At 53.2% G+C, this 25,029-nt stretch carries 25 protein-coding genes and 1 pseudogene; 12 read left to right on the top strand and 14 right to left on the bottom strand.

Features of this window, described 5'->3' with window-relative positions; all coding sequences use genetic code 11:
* Nucleotides 1-160: 160 nt before the first annotated feature.
* Nucleotides 161-3,820 (bottom strand): WD40 domain-containing protein, encoded by a 3,660-nt coding sequence (locus KRAC_RS27610; protein ID WP_007912955.1) that lies wholly within the window; start codon nucleotides 3,818-3,820, stop codon nucleotides 161-163.
* 263 nt (nucleotides 3,821-4,083) lie between these two features.
* On the opposite strand from KRAC_RS27610, the gene KRAC_RS27615 reads away from it, so the two are divergent.
* Nucleotides 4,084-4,782, top strand: a complete 699-nt coding sequence (locus KRAC_RS27615; RefSeq protein WP_007912956.1) for a hypothetical protein — start codon at nucleotides 4,084-4,086, stop codon at nucleotides 4,780-4,782.
* 174 nt (nucleotides 4,783-4,956) lie between these two features.
* Complete coding sequence (locus tag KRAC_RS27620; RefSeq protein WP_007912957.1) at nucleotides 4,957-6,288, top strand: glycosyl transferase family 3; 1,332 nt, start codon at nucleotides 4,957-4,959, stop codon at nucleotides 6,286-6,288.
* A 56-nt stretch (nucleotides 6,289-6,344) separates the two neighbouring features.
* On the opposite strand, the gene KRAC_RS27625 is transcribed toward KRAC_RS27620, so the two are convergent.
* A complete protein-coding gene (locus KRAC_RS27625) occupies nucleotides 6,345-6,797 on the bottom strand; it encodes a peroxiredoxin (RefSeq protein ID WP_075164358.1) in 453 nt (150 codons plus the stop codon).
* 166 nt (nucleotides 6,798-6,963) lie between these two features.
* Here KRAC_RS27625 and KRAC_RS27630 point away from each other — a divergent pair, with 166 nt between their 5' ends.
* Nucleotides 6,964-7,461 (top strand): peroxiredoxin, encoded by a 498-nt coding sequence (locus KRAC_RS27630; RefSeq protein ID WP_007912960.1) that lies wholly within the window; start codon nucleotides 6,964-6,966, stop codon nucleotides 7,459-7,461.
* 65 nt (nucleotides 7,462-7,526) lie between these two features.
* On the opposite strand, the gene KRAC_RS27635 is transcribed toward KRAC_RS27630, so the two are convergent.
* The 3 genes from KRAC_RS27635 to KRAC_RS27645 are packed head-to-tail and all read right to left on the bottom strand — an operon-like array spanning nucleotide 7,527 to nucleotide 9,530.
* Entirely contained in the window at nucleotides 7,527-8,120 is a 594-nt protein-coding gene (locus KRAC_RS27635) for a hypothetical protein (protein ID WP_169460949.1), read from the bottom strand.
* On the bottom strand, nucleotides 8,113-8,697 hold the full coding sequence (locus tag KRAC_RS27640) for a TetR/AcrR family transcriptional regulator (protein WP_244422254.1): 585 nt from the start codon (nucleotides 8,695-8,697) through the stop codon (nucleotides 8,113-8,115). Before KRAC_RS27640 ends, KRAC_RS27635 begins: the two co-directional genes overlap by 8 nt.
* Nucleotides 8,694-9,530 (bottom strand): alpha/beta fold hydrolase, encoded by an 837-nt coding sequence (locus KRAC_RS27645; RefSeq protein ID WP_007912964.1) that lies wholly within the window; start codon nucleotides 9,528-9,530, stop codon nucleotides 8,694-8,696. The genes KRAC_RS27640 and KRAC_RS27645 overlap by 4 nt, the downstream gene beginning before the upstream one ends.
* Before the next feature lie 142 nt (nucleotides 9,531-9,672).
* Here KRAC_RS27645 and KRAC_RS27650 point away from each other — a divergent pair, with 142 nt between their 5' ends.
* Nucleotides 9,673-9,969, top strand: coding sequence for a hypothetical protein (locus KRAC_RS27650; protein ID WP_007912966.1), 297 nt, complete (start codon nucleotides 9,673-9,675; stop codon nucleotides 9,967-9,969).
* 26 nt (nucleotides 9,970-9,995) lie between these two features.
* Here KRAC_RS27650 and KRAC_RS79725 read toward each other — a convergent pair.
* The 5 genes and pseudogenes from KRAC_RS79725 to KRAC_RS27675 form a co-directional block, all read right to left on the bottom strand.
* Nucleotides 9,996-10,241: pseudogene (locus KRAC_RS79725) on the bottom strand (dihydrofolate reductase family protein); the annotation flags it as partial.
* Between the two features lie 18 nt (nucleotides 10,242-10,259).
* The gene (locus tag KRAC_RS74685; RefSeq protein WP_211221327.1) at nucleotides 10,260-10,583 is read right to left on the bottom strand and encodes a dihydrofolate reductase family protein; all 324 of its coding nucleotides are present in this window, start codon (nucleotides 10,581-10,583) and stop codon (nucleotides 10,260-10,262) included.
* A 194-nt stretch (nucleotides 10,584-10,777) separates the two neighbouring features.
* Complete coding sequence (locus KRAC_RS62630) at nucleotides 10,778-11,383, bottom strand: hypothetical protein (protein WP_157507118.1); 606 nt, start codon at nucleotides 11,381-11,383, stop codon at nucleotides 10,778-10,780.
* A 190-nt stretch (nucleotides 11,384-11,573) separates the two neighbouring features.
* Nucleotides 11,574-11,990 carry a hypothetical protein gene (locus KRAC_RS27665; protein ID WP_157507120.1) on the bottom strand — a complete coding sequence of 139 codons (417 nt, stop codon included), beginning with the start codon at nucleotides 11,988-11,990 and terminating at the stop codon, nucleotides 11,574-11,576.
* A gap of 260 nt (nucleotides 11,991-12,250) precedes the next feature.
* The gene (locus KRAC_RS27675) at nucleotides 12,251-12,472 is read right to left on the bottom strand and encodes a helix-turn-helix domain-containing protein (protein ID WP_040444231.1); all 222 of its coding nucleotides are present in this window, start codon (nucleotides 12,470-12,472) and stop codon (nucleotides 12,251-12,253) included.
* A 313-nt stretch (nucleotides 12,473-12,785) separates the two neighbouring features.
* Between KRAC_RS27675 and KRAC_RS27680 the strand changes: the two genes are divergently transcribed.
* The 5 genes from KRAC_RS27680 to KRAC_RS27700 all read left to right on the top strand — a co-directional run bounded on the left by KRAC_RS27680 (nucleotide 12,786) and on the right by KRAC_RS27700 (nucleotide 15,668).
* A complete protein-coding gene (locus KRAC_RS27680; RefSeq protein ID WP_007912977.1) occupies nucleotides 12,786-12,989 on the top strand; it encodes a hypothetical protein in 204 nt (67 codons plus the stop codon).
* Nucleotides 12,990-12,991: 2 nt separating this feature from the next.
* On the top strand, nucleotides 12,992-13,594 hold the full coding sequence (locus KRAC_RS27685; protein ID WP_157507123.1) for a hypothetical protein: 603 nt from the start codon (nucleotides 12,992-12,994) through the stop codon (nucleotides 13,592-13,594).
* Nucleotides 13,591-13,794, top strand: a complete 204-nt coding sequence (locus KRAC_RS27690; protein ID WP_007912979.1) for a hypothetical protein — start codon at nucleotides 13,591-13,593, stop codon at nucleotides 13,792-13,794. Before KRAC_RS27685 ends, KRAC_RS27690 begins: the two co-directional genes overlap by 4 nt.
* A 67-nt stretch (nucleotides 13,795-13,861) precedes the next feature.
* Nucleotides 13,862-15,211 (top strand): recombinase family protein, encoded by a 1,350-nt coding sequence (locus tag KRAC_RS27695; RefSeq protein WP_007912980.1) that lies wholly within the window; start codon nucleotides 13,862-13,864, stop codon nucleotides 15,209-15,211.
* Nucleotides 15,212-15,272: 61 nt separating this feature from the next.
* Nucleotides 15,273-15,668, top strand: coding sequence for a MerR family transcriptional regulator (locus KRAC_RS27700; RefSeq protein ID WP_007912981.1), 396 nt, complete (start codon nucleotides 15,273-15,275; stop codon nucleotides 15,666-15,668).
* Nucleotides 15,669-15,763: 95 nt separating this feature from the next.
* Here the strand turns inward: KRAC_RS27700 and KRAC_RS27705 are convergent, their stop codons facing one another.
* Entirely contained in the window at nucleotides 15,764-16,174 is a 411-nt protein-coding gene (locus KRAC_RS27705; RefSeq protein WP_007912982.1) for a DUF3037 domain-containing protein, read from the bottom strand.
* Entirely contained in the window at nucleotides 16,152-16,934 is a 783-nt protein-coding gene (locus tag KRAC_RS27710; protein WP_007912983.1) for a HipA family kinase, read from the bottom strand. Before KRAC_RS27710 ends, KRAC_RS27705 begins: the two co-directional genes overlap by 23 nt.
* Nucleotides 16,935-17,440: 506 nt before the next feature.
* Between KRAC_RS27710 and KRAC_RS27715 the strand changes: the two genes are divergently transcribed.
* Nucleotides 17,441-19,612 (top strand): amylo-alpha-1,6-glucosidase, encoded by a 2,172-nt coding sequence (locus KRAC_RS27715; RefSeq protein ID WP_007912985.1) that lies wholly within the window; start codon nucleotides 17,441-17,443, stop codon nucleotides 19,610-19,612.
* Nucleotides 19,613-19,767: 155 nt separating this feature from the next.
* On the opposite strand, the gene KRAC_RS71715 is transcribed toward KRAC_RS27715, so the two are convergent.
* On the bottom strand, nucleotides 19,768-19,941 hold the full coding sequence (locus tag KRAC_RS71715; protein ID WP_007912987.1) for a hypothetical protein: 174 nt from the start codon (nucleotides 19,939-19,941) through the stop codon (nucleotides 19,768-19,770).
* A 37-nt stretch (nucleotides 19,942-19,978) separates the two neighbouring features.
* On the opposite strand from KRAC_RS71715, the gene KRAC_RS62635 reads away from it, so the two are divergent.
* Together KRAC_RS62635 and otsB are read left to right on the top strand one after the other, a co-directional pair.
* On the top strand, nucleotides 19,979-21,220 hold the full coding sequence (locus KRAC_RS62635) for an IS110 family RNA-guided transposase (protein WP_007912989.1): 1,242 nt from the start codon (nucleotides 19,979-19,981) through the stop codon (nucleotides 21,218-21,220).
* Nucleotides 21,221-21,603: 383 nt separating this feature from the next.
* A complete protein-coding gene (otsB, locus tag KRAC_RS27725) occupies nucleotides 21,604-22,431 on the top strand; it encodes a trehalose-phosphatase (protein ID WP_007912991.1) in 828 nt (275 codons plus the stop codon).
* Nucleotides 22,432-22,632: 201 nt separating this feature from the next.
* Here otsB and KRAC_RS27730 read toward each other — a convergent pair whose 3' ends face one another.
* On the bottom strand, nucleotides 22,633-24,204 hold the full coding sequence (locus KRAC_RS27730; protein ID WP_007912993.1) for an alpha,alpha-trehalose-phosphate synthase (UDP-forming): 1,572 nt from the start codon (nucleotides 24,202-24,204) through the stop codon (nucleotides 22,633-22,635).
* Between the last annotated feature and the right edge of the window lie 825 nt (nucleotides 24,205-25,029).

A 25,029-nucleotide genomic window follows, 5' to 3' on the forward strand; every position in this document is an offset into this window, starting at 1 on the left:
ATTCTTCCCTGCTATATACTAGCACATTGCCATATGGGCCAACTACTTTTCTATGTTCTCCTGAGGCGGGTATAGATAACATTTGGGATAGGTGGTATGGTGCGCCCTGGCAGCCTTCGGTTGCCAGGGCGCACCATACCACCTATCCCAAATGTTGTTATTACTCTTCCACGGCTCCAAGGGCGCGGAGCATGGCGCGCTGGGCGGATGAGATGCCAGTCACACCGCGAATATTCATGCGCTCGTATGGGCGCTCCCGGCGGAGCGTTTTGACGCACTCGCCGTTCTGCACGTCCCAGAGGCGAATGGTGCCATCATAGCTCCCGCTGGCAACCATATGCCCCTGAGGGTGAAAGGCCACGGCATAGATGCGCTTGTTATGCTCACTTCCCGTCCAGAGTAGGCGCCCGCTTGCGACGTCCCACAATCTGACGCTATTGTCATCCCCACCGCTGGTCAGGCAGCTCCCATCAGGGCTGAAGGCGACCGACCAGATCCAGTTGATATGGCCCTTAAAGATGCGTACACATTTGCCGGTCGCCAGTTCCCAGATCCGGATTGTACTATCATCGCTACAGCTTGCCAGCACCAGGCCATCCGGGCTAAAGGTGACGGAGCGCACACGCCGCTCGTGCCCATGCAGTTCTCGCAGGCATTCACCCGTCTCCTTGTGCCAGAGGCGCACGACGTTATCCTCACCCCCACTGGCAATCGTATGGCCGTCCGGGCTGAAGGCGACCGACCACAGGCGGCTCTGCCGATGCTGTAAGATGCGTATGCAGAGGCCAGTGTTGACCTGCCAGAGGCGCACAGTCTGGTCATCGCTGCCACTCACTAGCTGCGTACCGTCGGGGCTGAAATCAACGGCGCGCACCCAGTTCTCGTGCCCGCCCAGGGTACGCAGACAATAGCCAGTATTCACATCCCAGAGGCGAATGGTCTGGTCATCACTGCCACTGGCGACAATATTGCCGTGGGGACTGTAGGCCACGGCATAGATCCAGGTGCTATGGCCTTGCAGGGTCTTGATGCTCTGGCCACTTGCCACATCCCAGAGGCGCACGGCGCGATCATCACTACCACTTAAGAGGCGCGTGCCATCCGGGCTAAAGCGCACGGAGCGTACACGGCTACTATGACCCTGAAGCGTTTTAAAGCACTGGCCGTCCTCACAGTTCCACATGCGAATGGTCTGGTCATCACTGCCACTGACGATGATGCGGTTATCAAAGCTATATGCCAGCGCCCAGACACGGTTATGGTGCCCCCGGAGCGTGGAGAGACATTCTCCACTGGCAACATCCCAGATACGGATAGAGCGATCCTCGCTGCCGCTGGCAAGCTGCTTACTATCGTAGCTAAAACGTACAGGCCAGATGCGCCCGGTATGGCCCTGGAGCTTTCGTAGACACTCACCAGTTTGTAGGTCCCACAGGCATATCACCTGGTCCTCACTACCGCTCGCCAGGTAACGCCCATCGGGGCTGAAGGTCACAGAGTGCACGCGCCCGCTATGTCCATTGAGCACGCGCACACACGCACCATTCTCCACATTCCAGACACGCACGGAAAAATCACTGCTCCCACTGGCAACATACGCTCCATCCGGGCTATAGGCCACAGACCAGATGCGGCTCTCATGCCCGCGAAAGATGCGCAGACACTCGCCTTTCTCCAGATCCCAGAGCATCAAGGTCATATCATCACTACCGCTGATCGCCCGGTCGCCCGCGGGCGCGAAGGCAATTGAGCGAATGCGGTTGGTATGGCCAACGAGCGTCTTCAAGCATTGCGTGGTCCTGGTATTCCAGAGGCGGATAATTTGATCGTCGCTGCCGCTAATGACACGTTTTCCATCATAGCGAATATCGACGGCGCGCACCCAGTCGGTATGCCCCTGGCAGATGCCCTGTGGCGCGCCCGTATGCGCGTTCCACAACCTCACATCGCCGTTAGCAGTTCCCGCCGCCAGGCGCTCCCCATCGTTGCTGATAGCAACTGAGAGGATACTACCAAAGGTATCGCTAAAGACGCAGCGCTCCAACTGGGCATTAGCGAAGTTAACCTCGGGGAGCGAGACATCTTGCAGGTAGGCATTCCAGACCACCAGGTTAGAGAAGTCGTAGCCACGCAGGTCAATCTTAAGCTGCACCAGCAAGTTGAGAATATTCCCCGCCGCATATTCGGGCGTTTGTGGGCGCTGTAGCTGAAGGTTGTGTAGCATCGTCTTCAGCCGCGCGCCACACTCCATCATTCCCAGGCGCGTGAGGAGTTGGAGCGCAATTGGCTCAAGAAAGAGACGCACCTGGTTGTTGCGAATATGGTCCTTAGCCTCGGCCCGCACCAGGGCGTGGCTGGTGAGGAGCGCGTATTTATCTTGCTCAATCTCTTGACAGAAACTGCTCACCAGGGCATCTGTCACATACTCCATGATGACAGGCTGGAGGCCGAAGTGCGCGCCACTGCTATTCTCAATCATAGAGCGTCGCCGCAGGGAATCAAGGGCGGTAAGAAGCATGCGTCGTGGAACGGGACGCACGATTTCTTTAGCAAGGTCGTTCAAAGAGACCGGCTCGCAGGCCAGCGCCAGCCAGTAAATCATCTCGCGCTCTTCGTCTGAGAGGCGATGAAACTGCTTATCAATGAGATCATAGACATCGCCAATCACCATACCACGTTCGGCGAGAAACTCAGAGATATCTCCACCAAAGACCTCGCGGATGGGCGCGGCGACCAGCTTGAGCGCCAGAGGGTTACCAGCATAGCTATGAATCAACCGGGAGAAATCCTCGTCGCTGCCGAGTAGCTCGCGTTCCTGGAGGATCATACGCCCCTCATCCAGGCCAAAGCCGGATAGGTGGAGTACCTGCCGCCGGGGATGATTCCAGAACTCTACTTCCTGGGGCAGCTCACGACTCGTCAGCACCAGGCTACTCAAGTGCTCGCTATTGCTGACATACTCAATGAATTCGCCATATCCCTCGTAGCCAGGGCGATAGCTTCCTACGCTCTGGCCGCTCGCCAGAATGGTCTCCACATTATCCAGGATCAAGAGACAGCGATGGGCGCGTAAATATGAACCAAGCTGTTTGATCAGCTCGCCAACGTCTTCTGGCAGCTCTACCTGTTCCAGGCCAGAGAGGAAGCGAATACAGTCTACGAGAAATTCTTCCAGGGGGAGTGCATTTTGGAGTGTCCGCCAATAAACAAAATCAAAGGTCTCCCTCAGGCGTTCCTTAAGCATAGAGGTTAGCGTTGTCTTGCCAACTCCACCAATGCCCAGGACAGCCGCGATACGACAGTGATCCTGGGCTACCCACTGTTCCAGGGTCGCCAGCTCCTGGTTACGCCCATAGAAGTTTGTGATACGGGGCGCCTCACTGGTCTGCTCCTGCGCGCGCGCGGCTTCTAGTACCGTGGCCTGCTCGCTTACAGCTAGATGCGCGCCCCGCTTATGATCGGGCGCCTCCGGTTCCTCTTCACCAGATTCAGTTCCATGCCTTTGCATCTCCATATCTGGATGCAGCACACTACTGCCAATGCCAGCCGTGACAGGCTGGACCACTATCACAGGTTTGCTGATCTGCTCCAGGAGCGTTCCTCTCGCAAGTGCTAACGCCTGTTCATATGCCAGGAGTAGTTCTTGCGAAGGGCGACCATACCCATTTTCAACTGCGGAGAGTCGGCTTTTGGTATAGCCGATCTGACGCGCCATATCAGAGAGGCGAATGCCCTTCTCCTGGCGTGCCAGGCGCATCCTGGCCCCTACCGAGGTTGCCTCTCCATTCTCAAGTTCAATATGCTTTTCTTTTCGACCCATCGCGTTTTCCTCCTCTTTCACAGTATAACGCAAAAAGGGCGGGAACAAAATAGTTTTGTCAACAAAAATTGCTCTGTAATGTATTGCCCTCTTATAGTTTTCTATGTTATTATTGTTTTGTAAGCCACAATGAAACAAAGAAACAATTTGAACTGTTCTCCTTTGAAAACAAAAACAATTTTACTGTAGGGAAGAAACCCACGTAGTAAAGTAACACCTATGGATGGACACCACAGCAGTAAGCCATATAAGGAGACTCGATCATGCAAGCGACCATGGCGGTGCCAGTAGACACAGAACCTCCCCTATATCCTGCTGGGCAAGAGATAGACTGCTTTTTTGACCAGTACGACAGCTACATCAGTCTTCAGGCACAGCGCCGCTTTAGCCGGAAGAATAGTATGGCTCGCGCCGAGACATATGATCTGGACGTGGATGATGTGAAGCAGAGCCTGCGCCTGCATTGCTGGCTCGTGCTACGCCAGCACACCATCGAAAACCCCAGGGCCTACATCAGCCGGGCGGCCTTCAATGAAACAGTCTCGCTCGCTCGCCAATATAAACCATGCAGTCAGCTTACCCTTGACGATGATGGCGAACTCTTCCAGGGCAACATCTCTCAGACCTTGCATACGAGCAACCAGGACCTCGATCCCGCTGAAGTGGTGGAACATAATGAAGACGCCACTCACTGGCTGGAGCTAGCCATTAACGCCATAGTGCAGCTACCACAAACACAGCGTTATGCCATGCTCAGCTCAATCAAAGAGCGCTTCGATGATCCGCAACAGTTGCGTGCCGTTTGCCATAAACACAATATCGATCTGGACGGCATCCAATGGCCGGAGCATCCCGTTGAGACACAGCGCCTGCGCGCCTCGCTCTCGGTCGCGCGCAAAAATAAAGCGATGCAGCATCTACGCCTGGCCCTTCAGCACAAGCTGGAAAATCCTGCTGAATGACTTTTCGTCTACCTGTTGACAGGATGATAGTTATGCCTTACTTTATACTGGATATAAAGAAGCCTGCACACCGAGAAGGTCACAGCTCACTGGTTTTCTCAGCACAATAACAAAACTAGAATTTTCTCTGGCATTTCATAATTTTTATCTAGTATCAAAGTAAGGCAACAACATATGGGAAGTAGTATTCAATTGCCATCTAATGCGCATAGATTGCAGGTCCGTCTTCAGAAAGACGACCTTCATCGCCTCTTTACTTCTCTTGAAGATGCAGAACATGAGGAGGCTATACTCTGCCAGCTCGGGTCTTTGCGCAAGACCTTCGCCAATTTTCTGGCACACGAGCGACAGCTCGATCCGCCCGATAACGCGACGCTGACACGCTATTTTGACGCCTGTAGCGATCCCGAACAGGGCCCACAGGAACTGCTAGAAATCTTGCGGCTCCTCGCGCCGGGCAATGGGCATATCGGGCGCAACCAGGTCAACTTTCTGGCCGATCACCTGCGCACACGCGTTGAACACTTTCTACAGAGCAAGCAGCAGGACCTGTCACTTCTGCACACACACGACCACGTCTTCGGTAGCGGCGGCGACTTCTGCAAAACAATTCACGCTAGCACAGCCGCCGCGATTGTTGCCGCTCCCCTGGTAACAATTTGTAAGACCGGCACCACCAACGTTACTTCCTATCATGGGAGTGCCCAGGCGATGGAGACCTTTGGCTATCGACACTCGCACTTATCTATTCCTACACTCAATCAAGAGCTTGATAGCTATGGCTTTACCTTTATCCCACTCTCAGCCTTAAATTTCCCCTACTCCCAGGCGCTCAAACAAGCGCGCGAGGCACTCTGGCACGAAGCCATGAATCAGTTAACTCAGCACTGTGACGTGGGCGACCCCAACTGGCAGGAAACACTACGAACCACCCCGCTTACGCTTGATATCTTTAAAATTGTTTCTCCTAACGCCCAGGTCCTGCGCCCCACCCATCACTCTACAGGCATCTGTAGCCTGGCAATGCTCCCCTATGTGCTCTCACTCTATCTCCACCTGGAGAGCGAGGGCATCATCGTCCATTGCTACGATGGCATTGATGAGCTCTCCAATGCCTCCAGCCTCTCCGATCCCCAGCAGCCCACAAACCTGCTCATCCAGGTTACACGCGATGAGATCGTCTTTGAGGAATGCTCGCCTGAGGATCTCGGCCTGAAACGAGCTCGGCTGGAGGAGATTCGTGAAGAAGTAGACTTAGCAGCCACGCAAAGCGATACATGGCATATTCTCGCTGGTGAGGAGCAGGGACCTAGGCGTGACTTCATCGTCGCCAACGCCGCCCTGCTGCTAGTTGCCAACCAGGGCATCGTCCCATCCCAGGACAGCCTGCACTCCCAGCTGCGCGAGGCCATCGCCCTCATCAACACCGTGATCGACTCGCATCAGGTCGCCGACAACTTCACCCAGCTCCTCAACGCCCACCAGCAACAACATATACAACTATAGAGGATAATGCAGAAGTGGCTCTCGGCGTTCGCCGAGAGCCACTTCTGCATTATCCTCTATAGTTGTTTTAAAATCTTTAAAGCCTCATCGACATGCTTCTGTGGCGCGAACTGCGACGAGAAGATATGGCGCACAACTCCCTGCTTATCAATAATATAGGTCACACGCCCCGGCAAGAGGCCAAGCGTTGAGGGCACTCCATAGCGCTTACGCAGCGCACCGCCCTCGTCGCTAACGAGAATAAAGGGAAGATTGTTCTTCTTCGCGAAGCGGTCGTGGGCCTCGCTCGAATCTGAGCTTACGCCAATCACTTCCGCGCCCGCCTCCTGAAAGACCTCGTAGCTATCACGGAAGGAGCAGGCCTCGGCGGTACAGCCTGGGTGAGGTATTGGACACCTGCGAAGTTTACGTTCTCTCTTGCATATGGTGTTTCCACAACTGCGCCTGGGAAGATACACGTAAATGTGTATAATTTCGCCATAGTTAGATAGCCGCGTAGCGGGGGAGATGCTGTAATCGCATTTCCTCCCGCCAGCTTGTTAGTGCCAGCCCTCGTCCCGTCAGCAACGATTGACAGCGTTCAGTGTGGTGTGTCTAAATTCAAGGTATACGCACTTTGTGCGAACAGTCTACTATATTGGTACAGGCCGTCAAAGACGGCCAGGAGTTGTCTATATGGACACAGATACCCAGCAGGCTCCATCCGGTAAAGGTAAACTTCAGGTTGGAGACCGCGCTCCTGATTTCACACTTCCCACGCAAAAGACAGGTGAATCATTTCATCTTTACGACATGGTTGGAAAATCGGCCATAGTTTTATATTTCTATCCAAAAGATGACACCCCAGGCTGTACGGCAGAAGCCTGCTCATTTCGAGACAGTTATGAAGTCTTTAAAGAGGCGGGCGCAGAAGTGATTGGCGTAAGCTCTGATTCGGAAGCATCACATCAGCAATTCGCAAGCAAATATAAACTCCCCTTCATTTTACTGAGCGATAAAAACGGAGAGCTTAGAAAAAAATATGGGGTGGCTACAACACTCGGATTTATGCCAGGACGCGTGACCTATGTGATCGACAAAGAAGGCATTGTACGTCACATATTTTCGTCGCAATTCGCACCACAGAAGCACATTGCCGAAGCAATCCGCGTTTTACAAGAGACTACTCATTAAAACATTCTCCCTTTCACAGACTAACGGCTACCTCCGCAGCGGGGTGGCCGTCAATATTCATCAGTTCAGTTTGCAGGCGGGAGATCAGATGTGCAGGGCAAGGCTCGTTGGCGGGCAGCTTGACGTGTGCCATCGACATCGAACACCACCCAATGAGTTCCCTGCCGATCCCAGAGCCCTCCCGTTTTCTCCACCTTCTCCAGAGGTCGAGCGAACAGGTCTTCGAGAAACACGATGAGCAATGCCTCAACCGCCTGTTGATCCAGAGCAGCAAGAAAGCTGGAGAGGGTCGAGCGTGCGGGCAGACGCTCCCGTCCAAACAGTGCCATGAACGCGTCGTCAAAAGGCTGCACATGCTCATAGAATGCTTCGAGGATGCGTTCAGAGCTTGCCGCATAGCCTAACAGCACAGCTACAAAATCAATGACTTCATACAACCCGAAGCGACGACGGGCAAAACGCACGCATTCTGAGATAGCGGAGAAGATGCTGACGCATCGAAGGGAGTGAGCAAGGAACGTGAGTTCGCCGAACCAGGAGGGAGTCGAAGGGACAGAGCAGGAAGAGGTCTGGATGTTCACGGATGGATCGCAGAGACTGCTCATGTCTTCTCCTTGCCCGAACGGCTCGCGAAAGGCCAGGGGAGCTAGTTTATGCACCTTTTCCTGCCAGATGGCCTGCCAGATAGTCCAACAGCGCTCCCAACAAGCAACCAAACGTTTCATCGTTCACATTCGGGAGGCCAAATCCCCCAATGCGTTCTAGAGAGACGCATCCATGAACGATGCTGCGGAGCATGCGCACTACAAGCCGAGTAGCATCGTCTGAGAGTCGGTAGGCAGCCAGAGCACGGATCATGGTCTCAACCACCTCTCGTCCAGCCACCTGCCACTCGCGGTCCTCGAGATCAGGTGCGCGCGAGGCAGCTTCATAGAGCCCTGGATGAACACTCGCAAAGTCCCGCAGGGCGTGCGCAAGGGCAAGCACGGCATCATCGCCAGCCTTCCCCTGAACTGCCTGTCCCACCCGAACTGATACTTCCTGCAATCCCAGAAGGGAAAGCTGGCGTCGCAATCCTGCCAGTCCCGCAAAGTAGTGGTAGAGCGCCGGAGGACGGACTCCCAATTCGGAGGCGAGGGTGGCCATGGAGAGGGTATCCAGCCCCCCCTTGTCCGCAAGTTCAGCGGCTTTTTGCACAATCGTCTCGGAATCCAAACCAGCTCGTGTTGCCATCATCGCACCTCCTGCAAAGACGAGGCTATTGATTGCTGGCATGTTTCCAGAAAGGCCAGGATGCTTTGCCCAACCACCTCTGGCTCCTCAACGTGAAGATGGTGACCAGCGCCCTCGATGATCTGCACAGTTGCGTGTGGCAAACGTCCAGCGAGGGTGAGAGCTTCCTGTTCGGGGGCTTTGAAATCAGGATCACGCGACCCCATTAGGATCAGGGTTGGAGCCTGGACCTCTCCATGACGAGCGTAGGTCTCCCCACTGCTCTCGGAGAATAACTGTCGTAAGGCTCGCAAGCGGCCAGGTTCCTTGAGCATCGCCATCACGCGGCGGCGGTGCTCCTCAAAATCAGTGGGGCGGGCTTTGGGGTACATTCTCGGAAAGTACGAGCGAAACATCGCTACACCCCAGAGAGGTGCTAACAGGAGAGAAACCGTCAGCTTGGTAAGCAAAGCGGATCGTGGGGCTGCGACAAAAGGCCCGATGAGAACCAATCCACGTACGAGAGTAGGCTCTTGCAGTGATGCCTGAAGTGCAGCTCCGGTCGCTTTGGATGTGCCAATAAGGAAGGCAGGAAGGGTGCCCAGATGTTTCATAAGTGCCAGCATATCCGAACCGAGCGCCGCGTCAGTGTACGCGAGCCAGTTGACACTCGATTCCCCTTGCCCTCGCATATCCATCGTCACGACACGGTATCCTGCAGCAACGAGTTGAGGAGTCAGATAGCGATATTCGGAGCGCAAGTCCCCTCCAGCAGGCATACAGAGGACGAGAGGACCCTGGCCCTGATCATCAAAAGCAATGATCCCATCGGTCACTTGCAAGTAGTGTGTGGGCATAGTCGTGCCTTTCTGGAAGAAATGTTCTCTGTTCATGAGCATTTTATTTAATGCTATTTTATTCTAGTTTAATATCATTAAATTTTCAAGGGCAAGAGCTTTTTGTTGATGGTTCTCAAAAAGAACAGAGGATGTAACCTCGTTGCGTATCCCGTGGGAAAAAATAGTCCAAGAATATGGCGGAGTGATAGCAAAGGTCATGGCTGAGGTAAAAACTAAATACCCAACAATGGTATTTCCTAGCTCAATGTTGCCTGCGAGCAAAGCTGATATTAAAGATGCCTTTGATATGTTTCTAGAGCCTGGTAACTTTGATCTTCCAAAACAACAACGATCTTCAATGTCGTCTATCTATATGGTCCTTGATAGATTTATCGACGATGAAGATGCAAAAGCAAAGGACGAGGAATATCAAGCGTTTCGCAAAAAAGCAAAATGATATGATGAGCTGGATCTCACTGGTGATCAGCGCTCTGAAGCCGGCCGATACGTCGCAATGATGACGCCGGTAGCTGCGGTCACCGAATCGACTAACTTGAGTTTCGTGTGTGGACTGCCATCAGGAAACAAACGGCGACCTTTGCCGAGTACTAGGGGATGAATCTGTAGTTTAAACTCGTCAACAAAATTACGCCTCATCAGCGATTGGACCAGCATACCGCTGCCAAAGATTACCAGAGTCTTATCATGCTCCTTCTTGAGTTTGGCGACCGTGTCGGTGGCGTCACCCTACAGCAACGTGGAGTTTTGCCAAGGCAATCCGATCTGGGTGGTGGAGGCTACGAACTTCTCGACGTTGTTGAGCATATCTGTCATAAGGTTAGAGGGCTGCTTAGGCCAGAAGCCATAGAGATCCTCATAGGTGACGCGCCCAACCAGCAGGGACCACGAACTGCCCACGCTGGCGCCTATCACTTCCTGCATCTTGGGATCATTACCGGCCATGGCCCAGCCACCATACTCTAAGCCGTCGCGGCGGTCCTCGTCAGGACGCGCTGGTCCTTGCATTACTCCATCAAGCGTCACGTGCTCGATCGCTACGACTTTGCTCATTTCTCTTGCTCCTTTTCTTGTTATATTTACATGAGCCATTATGCTAAGCAAATCATCTGCATAATCGTACAAAGCCATCTATACGTGTACGAGAGCTTGAATTGTCAAATACGGATCTTTAGACTCAAAAGTTCGAAGTACGCCCACTAGGGGGACTGTTTAGTATTAGCCCTGTTGCTTATACGGCTATAGATTTACTTATCCGTTGGTTGGGCTTTAATAGCTTCATCGTCTTTTCTGTAGATAAGTATGCAGGCAACCGGCCACGGTTCAGGTGCTTTTACGCCCCCTTCGATAATGTGCTTCTTAACTCCTGCATACACCAGTAGTCCAGCTTCACGCAAACGGGTAAGTTCTGTACTCATCGCAAACTCTGCTTGTATGCGGCCGCTTGGCTCAATATCATCCCATATGTCGATGTAGTCGAGAGTGTCTTGAAAGAAAGCGCCAATCAGGTCAGCCTCCTCGATTGACTGAGGCTCAGGGTTATCGTGGTGAGCAGCGAGCGTATGCGCCACAATGCTCATCAATTCCTTGCCAGTATCAATACGCTGGAGCATAACCAGTTTGCCTGCTTCTGGGTCACGGATTTTGATTGCAGGAGGGGTTGCTGAGATACGATCTTTCACCCACTGTTCGTGCTCACGCTTCAGAGCGTGCAGACGTTGCTCTGTAAAATAGGTGACTTGCTCATCAATTATCTTATGGTCCGCAGGACAGGCAAGAAGGAGGTTGGCATAACTGTCAACCTCGTTTTTAGGCATCGGGCGGAAGCGTGGTCCGTTTGGCTCTTCGCTCACAATGTGAGCTTCTTCTCCCAGTACCACGTCTCTATCGCCATCCTTTGCATCCGCCGTTAAATGACTTTTGCAGAGAGTGCACGAACCGCCAGCACGCGCCCAAAGTAATTTACGATCACGAGCGGTTATAGGTATAGCTCATTATAACATTTACCAGCGTGCAGCCGCCTGCCGCGTACCTCTATAAAACTCAACTGGCCCTCAGTTGCATCCACCTATCAGACATGTCCTGATCTTGCGCTATTTTCAGAAGTTCCATATTGAAGGCCATCACTACTTTACTGTGCTCAAGGTTACTCTGTGGGTCCAGGGGAACTTTTGACGTAATAAACTTTTGCAGCAAAAGCGTGAGCGGTTCACCTATCGCTTGCTTGAAGTTAAAGCCGACTAGCTGTAAGACGGTTAGCATCTCAACCGAGAGTAACGGCGTTAGGGCGTCGAGGGCTTTTTCCATATTTGCAGCCTCAGCACTATTGCCGTCATTTGAAGTCTGCTCAATCAGTTTTTTCAGCACAGGTATAAAGCTGTCGGTAATATATTCGATATCTTTCTGGGAGATTTTATGAGCAACAAATTCTTGCTCATAAGCCTGGGCGATTTGAAGCACCTCTTTTTATCATCTATTAAGCTGTATATTATTTCTTGCAGTTCGTTAATGGTCGCTTTATCATCCCGTTTGGCTTTTACTGTTTTAATTCTGTCAGCTATAGCAGTGGCTGTATTTCTGACTGCCGTCTCTCCGAGCCTAACGCCAAGATCGGCTATCTGTTGTGCCATATGCGGGTCAATACTTGTAACATCCATCTAGCTATTCCTCCTTAAATCTCTATACTTCTGAACAAGTGATTGAGAGCCTGTCAGTGATGTTTATCGTTCCTCTGGCTCAACATCCTCAAATAGCTCAGTGGCAGGCACTCCCAGTGCTTTTGCAATCCGGTTAATCGTATCGGTCGTGACGACCCGGTAGGGATTTTTATAAATATCCTGTATGACGTGGTAGCTGACCTGCGATAGCTGGGACAGCTTATTCATGGATAGTTTTTTCTCGGTGGCTATTTCTTTCACTTTTAGACGAAGCACAAGTAACACCCCTGTTTTTTAGGTCTATCATACCAGTAGTTTCTACTCTTGAGAACCTATCCCCTACGTTCTAACGTATATTTTCTACTTTCTGTGTTATATCTTAAAAGTTATAACTTCTATTGCAAAAAACGGGTTTTCCTGGTAAAATTCGGATAGATACAGTTTTTCTCGGGCACGGATAGCGAGGTGCAAAAGAAAGACTCTCCTGCGCCAACAGGAGAGCCATATTGTGAGATTATCCCCGAAACGGTAGGTAATGATGGGGTACTCATGTAAATTCATGCCACATGGATACCCCTCTGTCAAGAGAGGTGTACCTATGCAACCTTACGCAGATAACATTATTCAAGTAATACCCGTACTGGACGAGCCAGTCCATACCGACGCCCAGCAATTCTGCAGCGACCCGACATGCGGTTGCCACGACAACCTGGCGCTGATCGACCCCGTAAACCAGCAGTATCTTGATGGCTTGCTTACCGCCGAGGAAGCCACCCGCACCCTTCAGGGAAGGCAGGTGTAGTCGTGACGTACCGACCTGTACGCGAAATGCCAACACCACCAGATAAGCCGCACAAGAAAAAGCCCAAGCTCACTACCGCCTCGTTCGCCCATAACGGCTACATGCTGGTGGAGGAAGCGCCGCCCTTCGATCCCCGACAAATCCAGTTTATGAAGAAAAAAGACTTGCAGCGGTACGACGACGAACCCGAGCCGAAGAAGGGTAGTGTGCTACTGTCTATCGGTGGCGGCCTGTTTATTGGTCTGCTGCTCCTCATGTTCACCGTCAACGTGCTGCTGCCAGCCTGGAATGGCTTACAGGCCCAGTGGCACTATGGGGATGCTCACATCAGCCATTACGAGCAATCAGGCCATCACTTTATCGGTGAGGTCTACCAAGGCTTTGTGACTGTCTACGACATTCTCGAAGGCCACCCGGAAAAGGCCCAAACCTTTATGCTGCAATCCGCCACAGACAACGCCGTGGTGCAGTTTGAGACACGAGACGTAAACAATGATGGCATCCCCGATGTGACCGTGGGCACCAAGGGTAGCCCCATTGGTGTCACCTTATACGGCACCAAAGATAATTCGTTCGCGAAGCAACCACCGGAGAGCACAAAATGACGATCTTAGAGCTTCCCTTTGACATTGAACACCCCGACGTACAAGCGGGCTTTCAGGCAGGCAAGCAAGCCGTCTATCGTGATACGCGGCCCGTGACGGACATGGAGCTGGTGACGTTTATTCGCGACTTTATGAGCGACAGTTCACACCGCCTGGCTTACAACATCGGCTTTCTGTTTGGACTCTACGCCCAAGAATAACGGGCGATACGCGTTGTTTAAGGGACGGCTCATCGTAACCGTCCCTTTTCTTTAGGAGGATACAGCGGTGGCAGACACTATCATAAGCAAGAACCGGGCGATCATCTACTGTCGGGTGAGCACTGATAAGCAGGAGCAGGACGGCGAGAGCCTGGAATACCAGGAAAACAAGTGCCGCCAGTACGCAGAGCTGCACAACATTGACGTGGTGACGGTGCTGGCTGAAGCCAAGAGCGGCTTTATCCACTACTCCTTACGGGAAAAGCTAACTCTCGCCCGCCAGTTTATCCGCGATTGTCAGGCGGATATGATTATCGTCTGGGACTTGCGCCGCTTCAGCCGTAACTTCGTCCACTCAGCCCTGATCTTTGAAGAAATCGAGAGCCACGGCGGCGAAGTCGTCTCTGTCTCCGAGAAGATAGACAGCTCTCTCACTGGTAAGCTTATCCGCTCCATCTTGGCATGGAGCGCCGAATCAGAGCGTGAAAAGATCGTTGAGTATGCCAACCGCCGTTGGCAGACACGGTTAGAGCTGGGCCTACCCGTTGGCACGGGACGGGCACCCTACGGCTGGGAATGGAGAGATAAAGACAAGACCTTTTACATGGTCAACCACGAGGAAGCTGCCATTCGCTTCTCGATCTTCCAGATGTTTGTTGAGCTGGATATGAGCATCCGGGGCATCGCCCATAAGTTGACCGAAGACGGTATTATACCGCCCGCCCGTGCCCGTGGCTTCAACGTCAAGAACACAGTCTGGCTACCCTCCACTGTTCATATGATGCTCAAGGACGTGGCAAATATCGGGACGTTGCAAATCTGCAAGAGTAAGAAGGCGCTGACAGCCAAAGGCACTGAAACCAGGCGGCCCAACGAAAACATGAAGACAATCCCCGGTGGCCTGCCTGCTATCGTGCCGGTGTCACTGTTCGAGCGGGCCCAGGTTAGGCTGAAAACCAACCGCGCCGAGAAAAGTCACTTACCCCATATCCCCGAGGACTTTCTGATGAAGGGGCACATCTACTGCAAGACCTGCGGCTACAAGATGCACTCCCACTACTACCGCAGCAAGAAAGAACACGTCTACCCGTACTACGTCTGTGTCAACCATGCGAATAGCCTTGGGGCGTGTCCGGCACTGCCGCAGGTGCGGACGCACCACATTGACCGGCTGGTGTGGGAAGATTGCTGCCACGTCTTTGAAGGACTAGACCTCATTCGAGGTACCATTGAGCGCAATATCCAAGAGTCGCTGCATACCATGCTGGAAGACGTACAGGGCAAGCAGCTTATGACGCAGCTTCAGAACGACATCGCCTACGCTATTGCTGAACGCGATAAGCATCCCGAAGGCAGTTACTACTACACGCTTATCGACCAACATCCGCGGCAAACAAGACCGTTTACGCCGTTGTGAGGAAGAGTACGCCAACTCTCACGACGTGCGGAAGCTGGCCGATGTCTACCAGCAGAGCATCATGGGGTTCTTAGATTTCTTAAACACGATGCAGGGCCGCTACCATGAGGCGACGTTCCAAGAGAAGAGAAACGCGCTCGATGTCTTAGGGGCCAAAGTCTACATCCATCCTGACCCAACTACCGCGCCAGATAAAGTGGCTATTGAGAGCGGGCCGGAATGGTTATCCGTTGCCGGAGCAGCGGAGCTGACGGAACTAGCTAAGCGGACATTGTGTCAACGTCTCCAATATGGTCAACTGCCGGGACGCAAGAACCCGCAGACCCGTACTTGGCTTATCCACCGTGACGATCTCGTACAGTTCTTAGAAGATTCTCGTATCCGGCCAAAGACGACCGAAGAACACATTGAGGAGCGGGTGGAAGTCACCTACTCGCCAAAATTCACAGGTGTATAGTCATCCAAAGAGATAATAGTAGTAGAGAGAATGTGGAGTGGAGATGCCCGCGGGCATCTCCACTCCACATTCTCTCTACTACTATTTACTATATATCAGGCGTGTGCTATTTTCTGCTTGCGTAGGCGGACCATGGTATCGAGGAGGTGCTGGAGCACTGCGGCAGGATCGTTACAGAGGCCTGAGTGGACCGCCGAGGTCTGGATGATGGCGCTACGCGGCGCAACCAGCCAGTGGAAACGCTCGGAGAGTGAGAGGTGCGCGATTGGCCCCCCTTCTGCCTTCCCCTCACAAATCAAGGCGATGGTCTCCAGGTGCTCGCGTACCACCGCCACATCGATATCTGGGTCGAGCGCGAGCAGACGCTGCTCATCAAGCTCGATGCGCGCGCAGAGGAACTGGCGCGTGCGACAGAAGAGGATCACACCCACATTGAGGCACTCACCACGCTCCACGCTTGGCACTACACGCACAAGGGCGTAATCATACGAGCTGTTCGCGGGCATGCAACGCCTCCTCTACAAAAACATGTGAAGCCGACAAACGATCCTGTAAATAGGCCAGGTATGCGGCTCGATGCGCATCGGGATCGGTATAACGTGCGTCATTCTCCAGCCAGGATGTAGGAATGGCGGCGACAATATCGGCCAGGCGCGTAACAGGTAATAACGACTTCATGCGCGCGTCCACCTCTTGCAAGCCATTGGCAAAAGGCAGGAGGACATGGTCTTTGATAGCCACAAATGGCGTACGACTGCGCTCCATGTAGTCGATTGGCATATGGTGAAAATAGAGCGAGGAGCCATGATCAATCAGGATCAGGCGGCGATGCCAGAGCAGCATATTCGTATTGCGTGGCGTGCGATCCACGTTGGAGACATAGGCGTCGAACCAGACAATGGAGGCGGCCAGGAATGGATCTAGCTCACGCGCATCGCGTGGATCAAAGGCCAATGAGCCCGGCAGATAATCTAGCGCCAGGTTCAGGCCCGCGCTCTGCTTGATCAGGGCCTGGATCTCAAAATCTGGCTCTGAGCGACCCAGCACAGGGTCCAGCTCCACAAAAACAATTTCAGGCACGGGGAGATCAAGCGCACGACCAATCTCGCCAGCAACCAGTTCGGCAATCAAGGCCTTTGGTCCCTGGCCGGCACCGCGAAATTTCAGCACATACAGACCATCATCATCGGCCTCTACAATCGCGGGCAGTGAGCCACCCTCGCGTAAGGGTGTCACATAGCGTGTGGCGGTGAGTGTTCTTAACATGGGGTTATTGTAGCATACATTAGGCCAAAAAGTCCTATGCACCCTTCGCTCTCTTTTCTGAAATCCGAGAGAAACCTTATATGCCTACAAGCAAACAAACAGCCCATGAGTACTAGGAGGGCACTACACATTTTTGCCAGGCCCCATCATCAAAAGCGTTTCCCTGTTATTATTTCTCTAATCTCTGTGTTAACTCAGGTATAGAGACGCTTGCAGGAGCCTGTAAGCACGCTAGAGTACTCTCCGGTAAGATGTCTTTCTCGTAGTATCACGCTACGTCACTTTCTGCTCGTAACCAGAGGAGAAGAAAGTCGCATTCAGAGATTGAAACATGTCTGAACTTTAGCATCGGTACAATTAAAGCTAGCCCCTGGAAGGGTGTAACACGGGCAGGAAGCATATAACATACCGGGTACCCCTCACACTCCTGGCGTTTCGCGCGCCTGGCGTGACTGTTCACTCTTAACGCATCGTAGCGAAGTATCAGGTAGAAAGTTATTAGTATTATGACGGATCACAAGCCAGATGTACTGCTGCTTCCAGCAGAAGAAGGCCCCGATGGAGCCTTCAAGCAACCAGAGATAGTCGAAGAAAAGGCCCATTCAAGCGCCACACACATCACTTTGAAGAGCGGAGATGCTTTTCTTGTCGCCAATATACGCGGCGATTTGTTGGGCGCGAACCAGGCTATGGGTCTCTACTGGCATGGGACACGCTTTCTCCGCGAGAGCAATTTCTTTCTAGAGGGTCATCCTCTGGTCATGCTTTCGCACCATGTCTCACCATCAGGGCTTGCCAGCCAGGTAGATTTAACGAATCCAGCGCTCAGAGTCGACGCTGACACCTTCATTGAGCAAGGCGAAATCTATGTCAGTCGACTTCTGGAGCTACATAATGAGGAGCTGATCCAGACCTTTACCATTACAAGCTTTCGCGAGCTTCCACGACCGCTCCGTTTTAGCCTCAAGTTTGGTAGCGACTTCTGCGACCTCTTTGAGGTGCGCGGACTCAAGCGCGAAGAGCATGGTCAGTTACAGCCAGCCCAGGTTACCGACAAGGGCGTAACTCTGAGTTATATCGGACGTGACCAGGTCACTCGCGAGACGCAAATTACCTTTACGCCACCTAGCAAATATATCAGTGAGGATCGCGTCCACTGGTCGCTACAGCTTGAGCGCGGCAAGCCAGTCGTGCTCCAGATGCGCGCCCAACTGCGCGAGCTTAATGCCGAACGCTTTGCCAAACATATTGAGGTTGAGGGCGTTCGTCCTCTTGAGCGTCCAACAATACATACAGATGATTACCTCTTGAACCGCCTGCTCAAACGTGGGATGGATGACCTGTTAATGCTCTGCACACTGACACCTTATGGCTACTATCCCTACGCGGGCATTCCCTGGTTCTCCTGCCCCTTTGGGCGCGATGGCCTGATTACCTGCCTGCAATATCTCCCCTGGTTCCCCGAGGTCGCACGCGGCACGCTGGCCTTCCTGGCCATGCACCAGGGTACAAAAACCGATGATTTCACTGAAGAAGAGCCAGGCAAGATGCTCCACGAGATGCGCACAGGCGAGATGGCGAACTGCCGCGAGATCCCCTATGTGCCCTACTATGGAAGCATCGATGTCACGCCGCTCTTCCTGATCGCCCTCGGCGAGTATATTCGTTGGACCAATGATCTCGATTTCCTGCGCCAGCTCTGGCCAAACGCGCAACTGGCCGCGCGCTGGATGGTCGAGTATGGCGACAAAGATGGCGACGGCTTCCTGGAGTACCACCGCGTTCTTGATAGTGGCATCTCCAATCAGGGCTGGAAGGACTCCTGGGATTCTACCTCCCATGAGAACGGCGAGCTGGCTCACTCTCCCATCGCGCTCAGCGAGGTTCAGGGCTACGCCTTTGCCGCGTACCGCAATATGCATTACCTGGCCGGACGCCTGGGTTACGAGGACGAGGCCGGGCATTGGGAGCAGAAGGCAAGCGAGCTCCAGGGTAATTTCATGCGCGCTTTCTGGTGGGAAGAGGAGCAGAGCTTCTATATCGCGCTTGACCGCGAGAAAAAGCCCTGCAAGACGGTTAGCTCCAACGCTGGTCAGTGTCTCTGGAGCGGGATCGTTCCCGAAGAGCAGGCTAAGCTGGCCATCGAGCGCCTGATGCGCGAGGACATGTTCAATGGCTGGGGCATGCGTACCCTCTCAACCAGCGCTATTCGCTATAATCCCATGAGCTATCACAATGGCTCGGTTTGGCCACACGATACGGCCATGGTTGGAGCTGGCTTCGCGCGCTACGGTGGCAAGTCTGAGGCATCTCAATTGCTCAAAGGACTCTACCAGGCCAGTCAGCATTTCGAGGATGCACGCCTACCCGAGCTGTTTTGTGGCTTTATCCAGCGCGAGGGCTTTGGTCCGACACGCTACCCGGTCGCCTGCTCGCCCCAGGCCTGGGCCACGGGCGCACCCGGACAGATCCTTAACGCACTTCTTGGCCTGCGTGCCGACGCCGAGCAGAAGCGGCTGGTGCTCGAACAACCGGCCCTACCCTCCTGGGTCAATACTCTGGAGGTACGCGGCCTCTACATAGGTGACCAGCATGTACACTTCCACGTGCGCCGTCATGGCTCACAAATAGAGGTTCAGCCAGGCACAGAGAACGAAATAGAAATTATAGTAAGCTAAGAAGAAGCCGGTGGGGGTGACCCCCACCGGCTTCTTCTTAGCTTACGTGACTCATATACTAATTGTTAGGAGAGAAGAGAGAAGGCAAAAGCTCATCTCTTCTCGACGATGGAACCAACAGGAGAGCCTTTGTCGTGACATGCGGCCTGTTGACCCTAACGGTGACCGCCTTGAGTAGACGGCTCTCTGTCCATCAGGATGGCAAACGACCATTGGGCTTGTTGCAGCGTTTGTCGCAGAGAAGATGACTGCCGATCCAGCGTGAGTTCTCGCTTCTCCTGAAAGGACAGGACTCCTGTTGCGACGACCTGGGTGGAGCATGGATGCATGCGAGAACCAACTCCATGAGAAAGGAGAAGGCTGATCATGTCCAACAGCAATGTTGTCCCGACGCCGCCAGAACCGGCATCTCTTCGGTATGTGGTTGGAATCGACATTGGCAGTCAAACCTGCGCCATGTGCTGTTTGACTCCTGAGAAACGGCAGGTCTTCAAACCAAGCACCTTTGCCAATACGAGAGAGGGCTTTGACTGGCTCTTTGAGAAACTCGCGAGCCTCAAGAGCGATCCCTCCTCGATTCTCGTTGGATTAGAGGCGACCTCGCGTTACGGAGAAAATCTTTCGCAGGCCCTGCTCAAGGCTGGATACCGGCTTTGTCTGTTGCATCCGGCTCAAGTGCATGCCTTTGCGCAGCAGCGAGGCCTGCGTGCCAAAACGGATCAACTGGATGCCGGCACCATCGCACGCGTCTTGCTCAGTGGGGAAGCCCGCTTTGGCTACTTGCCCGATGAGCACACTGGGACCTACCGCGAACTGCTTCGCTTGCAACAACAACTCAGTGAGGATGTGGTCCGCTACAAAAACGAACTGCATGCGCTTCTGGTCGTTTTGTTTCCTGAGTTCGTGCAGGTGTTTGCCGACCCAACACGCCCCACCGCTCTGGCAGTCCTGAAGCGCTATCCCAGTGCTCAGGCGGTCGTGGACGCCGGGGTCGAGCAGCTGTCTCACCTCTTGCATGAGTTGGCTCCTCACCATTATGGCCGCCCAACTGCTCAAGCTCTTTTCGCCTTGGCTCAGACCTCGATTGCCAGCGGGGTGGCGGTGATGGCACGCTCGAAAAGCATGTCGATTGTGTGTGATCAGCTGGAGCATACGCTCATCAATCTGGCTCAGCTTGAGCAAGAAATTGATCAGCTGCTGACCAATGATCCCCAGGCCAAGCGCTTGCTGGCTGTTGCCGAGTTTGGACCACTGACCGTTGCAGTGCTGCGAGCCGAATTGGGGGACGTGCAGCGCTTTGCCCATATGGATCAAGTCGTGGCCTACGTTGGGTTGGATATCCAGGTGAAGCAGAGTGGGAAATGGAAAGGACAAAGCAAGCTCTCCAAACGGGGGAGCGGACGAGTTCGTCGCTTGCTCTACCTGGCTGCCTTGCGCTCGCTGCATGAGAAACACTCTCCCTTCAAGGACTACTATCAGCGTCTGGTGGATCGTGGCTTGAAAAAAGGGACGGCTTTGGTTGCCGTGATGCGAAAAATGATCATCGTGGGTGTTCACCTGCTCAAGACCCAGGATCTCTACGATGCGAACAAGGTTGGCATCCAATAGGTGAGCTAGCCGCGCGGCTAGCTCACCTATTGGATGCGCCCCCCACCCCCCGAGGGAATGCGGTGGGGTTACACCTGGAAGGTTTCCAGGCGCTCGGGGGAGAGATTGTGTCTTTTCCCGTCAAGCGAGAAGAAATCCCCCCAAAAAGGGACTTGACAAATGTTATGGCTTCTACTCATGACTTCTCGCCACTACGTGGCTCGCGGGGTTATGGGATGTGGGATGGAAATGCCTAAGGCATTTCCATCCCACATCCCATAACCCCGCGAAGCGTCGCAGACGCTGAGAGTATCTCTTGAAGAGAGGAGCTAAGTAGTTACTCAGCGTACTATAATGAGGTGAAAACGCACAAGAAGACATTCTATTTAGAGAGAAAGGCATTCATGAGCAAGATACAATTGCAAGACGTTCTGGCACAGCGGCCGCTGGGACTGGTTTTTGATATTGATGGCACTCTAAGCGAGATCGTTCCCACCCCTTCAGAGGCCAGGCTCTACCAGGGCGTCGCTGAGCTCCTCACCGAGCTGGCTGGCTACGCCGAGGTAGCCATTATGACGGGCCGGGCCGCAGAGGATGGCGCGCGAATGGTTCAGGTTTCCGGACTGACATATATAGGGACACATGGACTGGAGTGGAGCGAGGACCTGCCGACAAGCAGCGCCCAGATCCAGCTTGTGCCCGAAGCGCTGAATTATGTAGAGCCTGGTAAGCGCCTGCTGGCCCTGGTGGCGCGCGAAATGGCACATGAAACCGGCATTATTGTCCAGGCCAAAAGCGTGGGCGGCTCCATTCACTATCGTCAGTGTGCCAATCCAGACGGGGCGCGTGAGCAAATTCTGGCGCTGCTCGAAGAGCCTGCGCGCCAGGAGGGTATGGTGATCGGCGAGGGAAAGCGTGTCGTCGAGGTACTCGCGCCCTTAAAAATCAACAAGGGTGAGGCGCTCAAGCGTTATATAGGGCACAAGCAGCTTCGTGGCGTGGTCTTCGCGGGCGATGACCGCACCGACCTCAACGCCATCTACACGGTACGTGAGCTACGCCAGGAGGGATTCACCGGCTATACCATCGCCGTCCGGCATACTGACGCCCTGCCCGAACTGCTGACAAGCGCGGACGAAGTAGTGGACGAGGTGCCCGGCATGGTAGAACGCCTGCGACAGATACGGGATATGCTGGCTACACTGCAGCAATCCGGAAGGCATAAGGAGTAGAGTGGGAGGGGAGAAGAGAAAATAGAAGCCCGCTCTTCGGTGATGACGCAACCATTGCGTCCACCGAAGGTGCTTCCAATCCTGATATATAGATGACCTCTATGAGGATACTATCGAGGGTGCGAGAAGCCAGCTTGTGGGCTGCTGGCATCTATTCATCTATCTATCTAAAGAGTTCGCTCAGTTCGCTACGAAAAGCCTCTACCCAACGTTCGCGACGACATCGTCTGGGGAACCTTCGGCTTCTTCAACTGGCGTCTCCGCTGGCTCGCGCTCAAGGAGATCATTGATATCATTGATCTGCTTCGCTAGCCAGGTTGTCAGATTGCTACGCTCCACCGCCTGGCATGCGAAGGTCGCCTTCGCGTGACGCTCCTCTTTCGACATTGTCAGCGCCTTATAGAGCGCCTGCGCTGTCTCCATCACATCTGTGGGCGAGGTAGGAACCGCCCCCTTCGCGAGTTGCTGGAACGCGCCAACGGTACGCGAGAGTACCAGCACCCCATCTCTCTGATTGACGATCGGCCCTTCTTTGGCAACCAGGTTCATACCATCAATAATGGGGTTAACCAGCAGCACATCATAGAACTGCATAGCCGCAAGGGCGCGTACACGATCATTGCCATAAAAGGCGTGAATAGGCGTCCAATTGTCGGTACTATATTTCTGATTGATCTCCTCTACAATCGCCTGAACCTCCGCAGTTGTACGGCGGTAGATGGGCAATGATTGGCGTGAAGGCACCAGGAAAGCCAGGAAGTTCACGCGACCAATCAGCTCTGGATGCTCCTCAAGCATATAATCATATGCCTGGAAGCCACGAAGAATGTTCTTGGTGGGTTCAATACGATCTGTGCGCATGATCGTAAATTCGTTGAGGAGAGGCTTCATCTCCTCGGTGGCACGCTTGCCGGGCGCGCTTTTCACAACGCGTCGCTCTTCATGAACGGAGATCGAGATGGGATAGGCTCGCGCCTGCGTGCGGTGGCCCTGCCACCAGACAGCCCCCTCTTCAAAATCCACCACGGCCCCCTCTAAGAGGGTGCGTGCCCCTTCCAGGAAGTTGCGTGCATCGCGCTCTGTCTGAAAACCAATGATATCATTGCCTACCAGACCGCTATAGATAGCCTGGGTGATATTGCTTGGCAGAAAATGCCAGCAGCGAACATCGGGCCAGGGGATGTGAATAAACTGCTGAATAATGATCGAGGGGTGGACTTTGCGAATGAGCGAGGAGACTAAGTAGAGATGATAGTCATGTAACATAACAACTGGCATCGAGTCTTCGCGCTCAATTTCGTCGGCTACAGCATCCGCGATAGCCTGGTTGGCCTCGCAATACCCATTCTCCCAGGCGTCTTGCAACTGTCGCATGTTACTTTGAACGGGATCATACATATAATGCTGTAGAAACCAGAGCAGTTCATTACTAATCTTATCGTAATGCTTACGGTAGGTTGTTTTGGGAACCGAGACGTAGTGCAGTTTCATCTTCTGACCACGTAGTGGAGAAGGCATTACGCCTCCATGTTGCTCCATCTCCTTGACGATCATGCGATCGCCTTCGGTCATGGTCATCGCAACCCATGTCATATCGAGTTGGTTCCCAACATCAATGAGGGCAGTTACCATTCCACCTGCGCCACGTCTTGCTTTGAGCGTATTATCCTGGCCGAGTTGGAACTCAACGGGACCGCGATTGGAAGCAATAATCAGACGACGCGCATGCTTCAACTGCGGAAGATGAACATCCGTCTTCATCCGCGTGGGCATGAGGTTTGTCCTTTCTAACAGGTGCTTACTGTTATGGCCTGGGAGACCGGCTACAATTGTTTCCTCCAGGTGGGAAGCAAATTTACCCCTCTTATCTCAAGAGTACACCTGGCACATACAAAGGTATGATCAGACCAGACAATATAAGAAAGCGTTACGCAAGACACCATGTGTAATGTTACCATACAATGGAGCAGAATTACCAGAACACACCAATGCCTATGGAAATAATGCGACGCTGCACCCACATTCAAGGCCCTCTTAGGAGCTATGCCTTTATCTCGACAGTACTTTGAGAACACAGGACGGTTCCTTCATCTATGACACGAATCAGTAGATGAAAATAGACTCAACAAGTAGTTCTTATGGGGGAGTAAGGAGCGCAAGAGGCGCAAGAAATCCCCCAGAGAGTTAGACGCAAATCACAGCCATTCTATCAAATAGCCCGTTAGAGAGCAGCCAAAAGTTTCATCGTTCTCCCTCTAAAAGCTATCGCATGTTCAGTACCATAGTACTGCCTGTCGTTTCTTCTCACGACGCTCCTCGTTGTAAAGAAGAGAAAGAAGGCAAATAACTGTCGTGTGCCAGGACTGCCACCTCGTTTTTCCGCGTCTCCCTGGTCAAAAACATGCCTCGTTATCTGTTATTTTAAATAACAGCGAAATAAAATCAAGGTAGCACAGAAGCATCGACATCACCCATAACTACCTGCCTTCTAGACAAAATTTGCAGTTAAATGGGGCGCATGCTAGAATCAGCTTTGCATAAGTCCAAGAAACGTATCGCAAAAATAGTACTCTGTCGAACCAGTGGCAGAACCGAGAG

Source organism: Ktedonobacter racemifer DSM 44963, from assembly GCF_000178855.1.
Lineage (GTDB): Bacteria > Chloroflexota > Ktedonobacteria > Ktedonobacterales > Ktedonobacteraceae > Ktedonobacter > Ktedonobacter racemifer.

Coding starts and splice junctions, on each gene's coding strand:
- KRAC_RS27610 (WP_007912955.1), bottom strand. CDS start 3,820: ATGGGTCGAAAAGAAAAGCATATTGAACTTGAGAATGGAGAGGCAACC.
- KRAC_RS27630 (WP_007912960.1), top strand. CDS start 6,964: ATGGACACAGATACCCAGCAGGCTCCATCCGGTAAAGGTAAACTTCAG.
- KRAC_RS27620 (WP_007912957.1), top strand. CDS start 4,957: ATGGGAAGTAGTATTCAATTGCCATCTAATGCGCATAGATTGCAGGTC.
- KRAC_RS27645 (WP_007912964.1), bottom strand. CDS start 9,530: ATGCCCACACACTACTTGCAAGTGACCGATGGGATCATTGCTTTTGAT.
- KRAC_RS27715 (WP_007912985.1), top strand. CDS start 17,441: ATGACGGATCACAAGCCAGATGTACTGCTGCTTCCAGCAGAAGAAGGC.
- KRAC_RS27730 (WP_007912993.1), bottom strand. CDS start 24,204: ATGCCCACGCGGATGAAGACGGATGTTCATCTTCCGCAGTTGAAGCAT.
- KRAC_RS27710 (WP_007912983.1), bottom strand. CDS start 16,934: ATGTTAAGAACACTCACCGCCACACGCTATGTGACACCCTTACGCGAG.
- otsB (WP_007912991.1), top strand. CDS start 21,604: ATGAGCAAGATACAATTGCAAGACGTTCTGGCACAGCGGCCGCTGGGA.
- KRAC_RS27640 (WP_244422254.1), bottom strand. CDS start 8,697: ATGATGGCAACACGAGCTGGTTTGGATTCCGAGACGATTGTGCAAAAA.
- KRAC_RS27615 (WP_007912956.1), top strand. CDS start 4,084: ATGCAAGCGACCATGGCGGTGCCAGTAGACACAGAACCTCCCCTATAT.
- KRAC_RS71715 (WP_007912987.1), bottom strand. CDS start 19,941: ATGCATCCATGCTCCACCCAGGTCGTCGCAACAGGAGTCCTGTCCTTT.
- KRAC_RS27680 (WP_007912977.1), top strand. CDS start 12,786: ATGCAACCTTACGCAGATAACATTATTCAAGTAATACCCGTACTGGAC.
- KRAC_RS27690 (WP_007912979.1), top strand. CDS start 13,591: ATGACGATCTTAGAGCTTCCCTTTGACATTGAACACCCCGACGTACAA.
- KRAC_RS27700 (WP_007912981.1), top strand. CDS start 15,273: ATGGGGTTCTTAGATTTCTTAAACACGATGCAGGGCCGCTACCATGAG.
- KRAC_RS62635 (WP_007912989.1), top strand. CDS start 19,979: ATGTCCAACAGCAATGTTGTCCCGACGCCGCCAGAACCGGCATCTCTT.
- KRAC_RS27705 (WP_007912982.1), bottom strand. CDS start 16,174: ATGCCCGCGAACAGCTCGTATGATTACGCCCTTGTGCGTGTAGTGCCA.
- KRAC_RS74685 (WP_211221327.1), bottom strand. CDS start 10,583: ATGAGCAAAGTCGTAGCGATCGAGCACGTGACGCTTGATGGAGTAATG.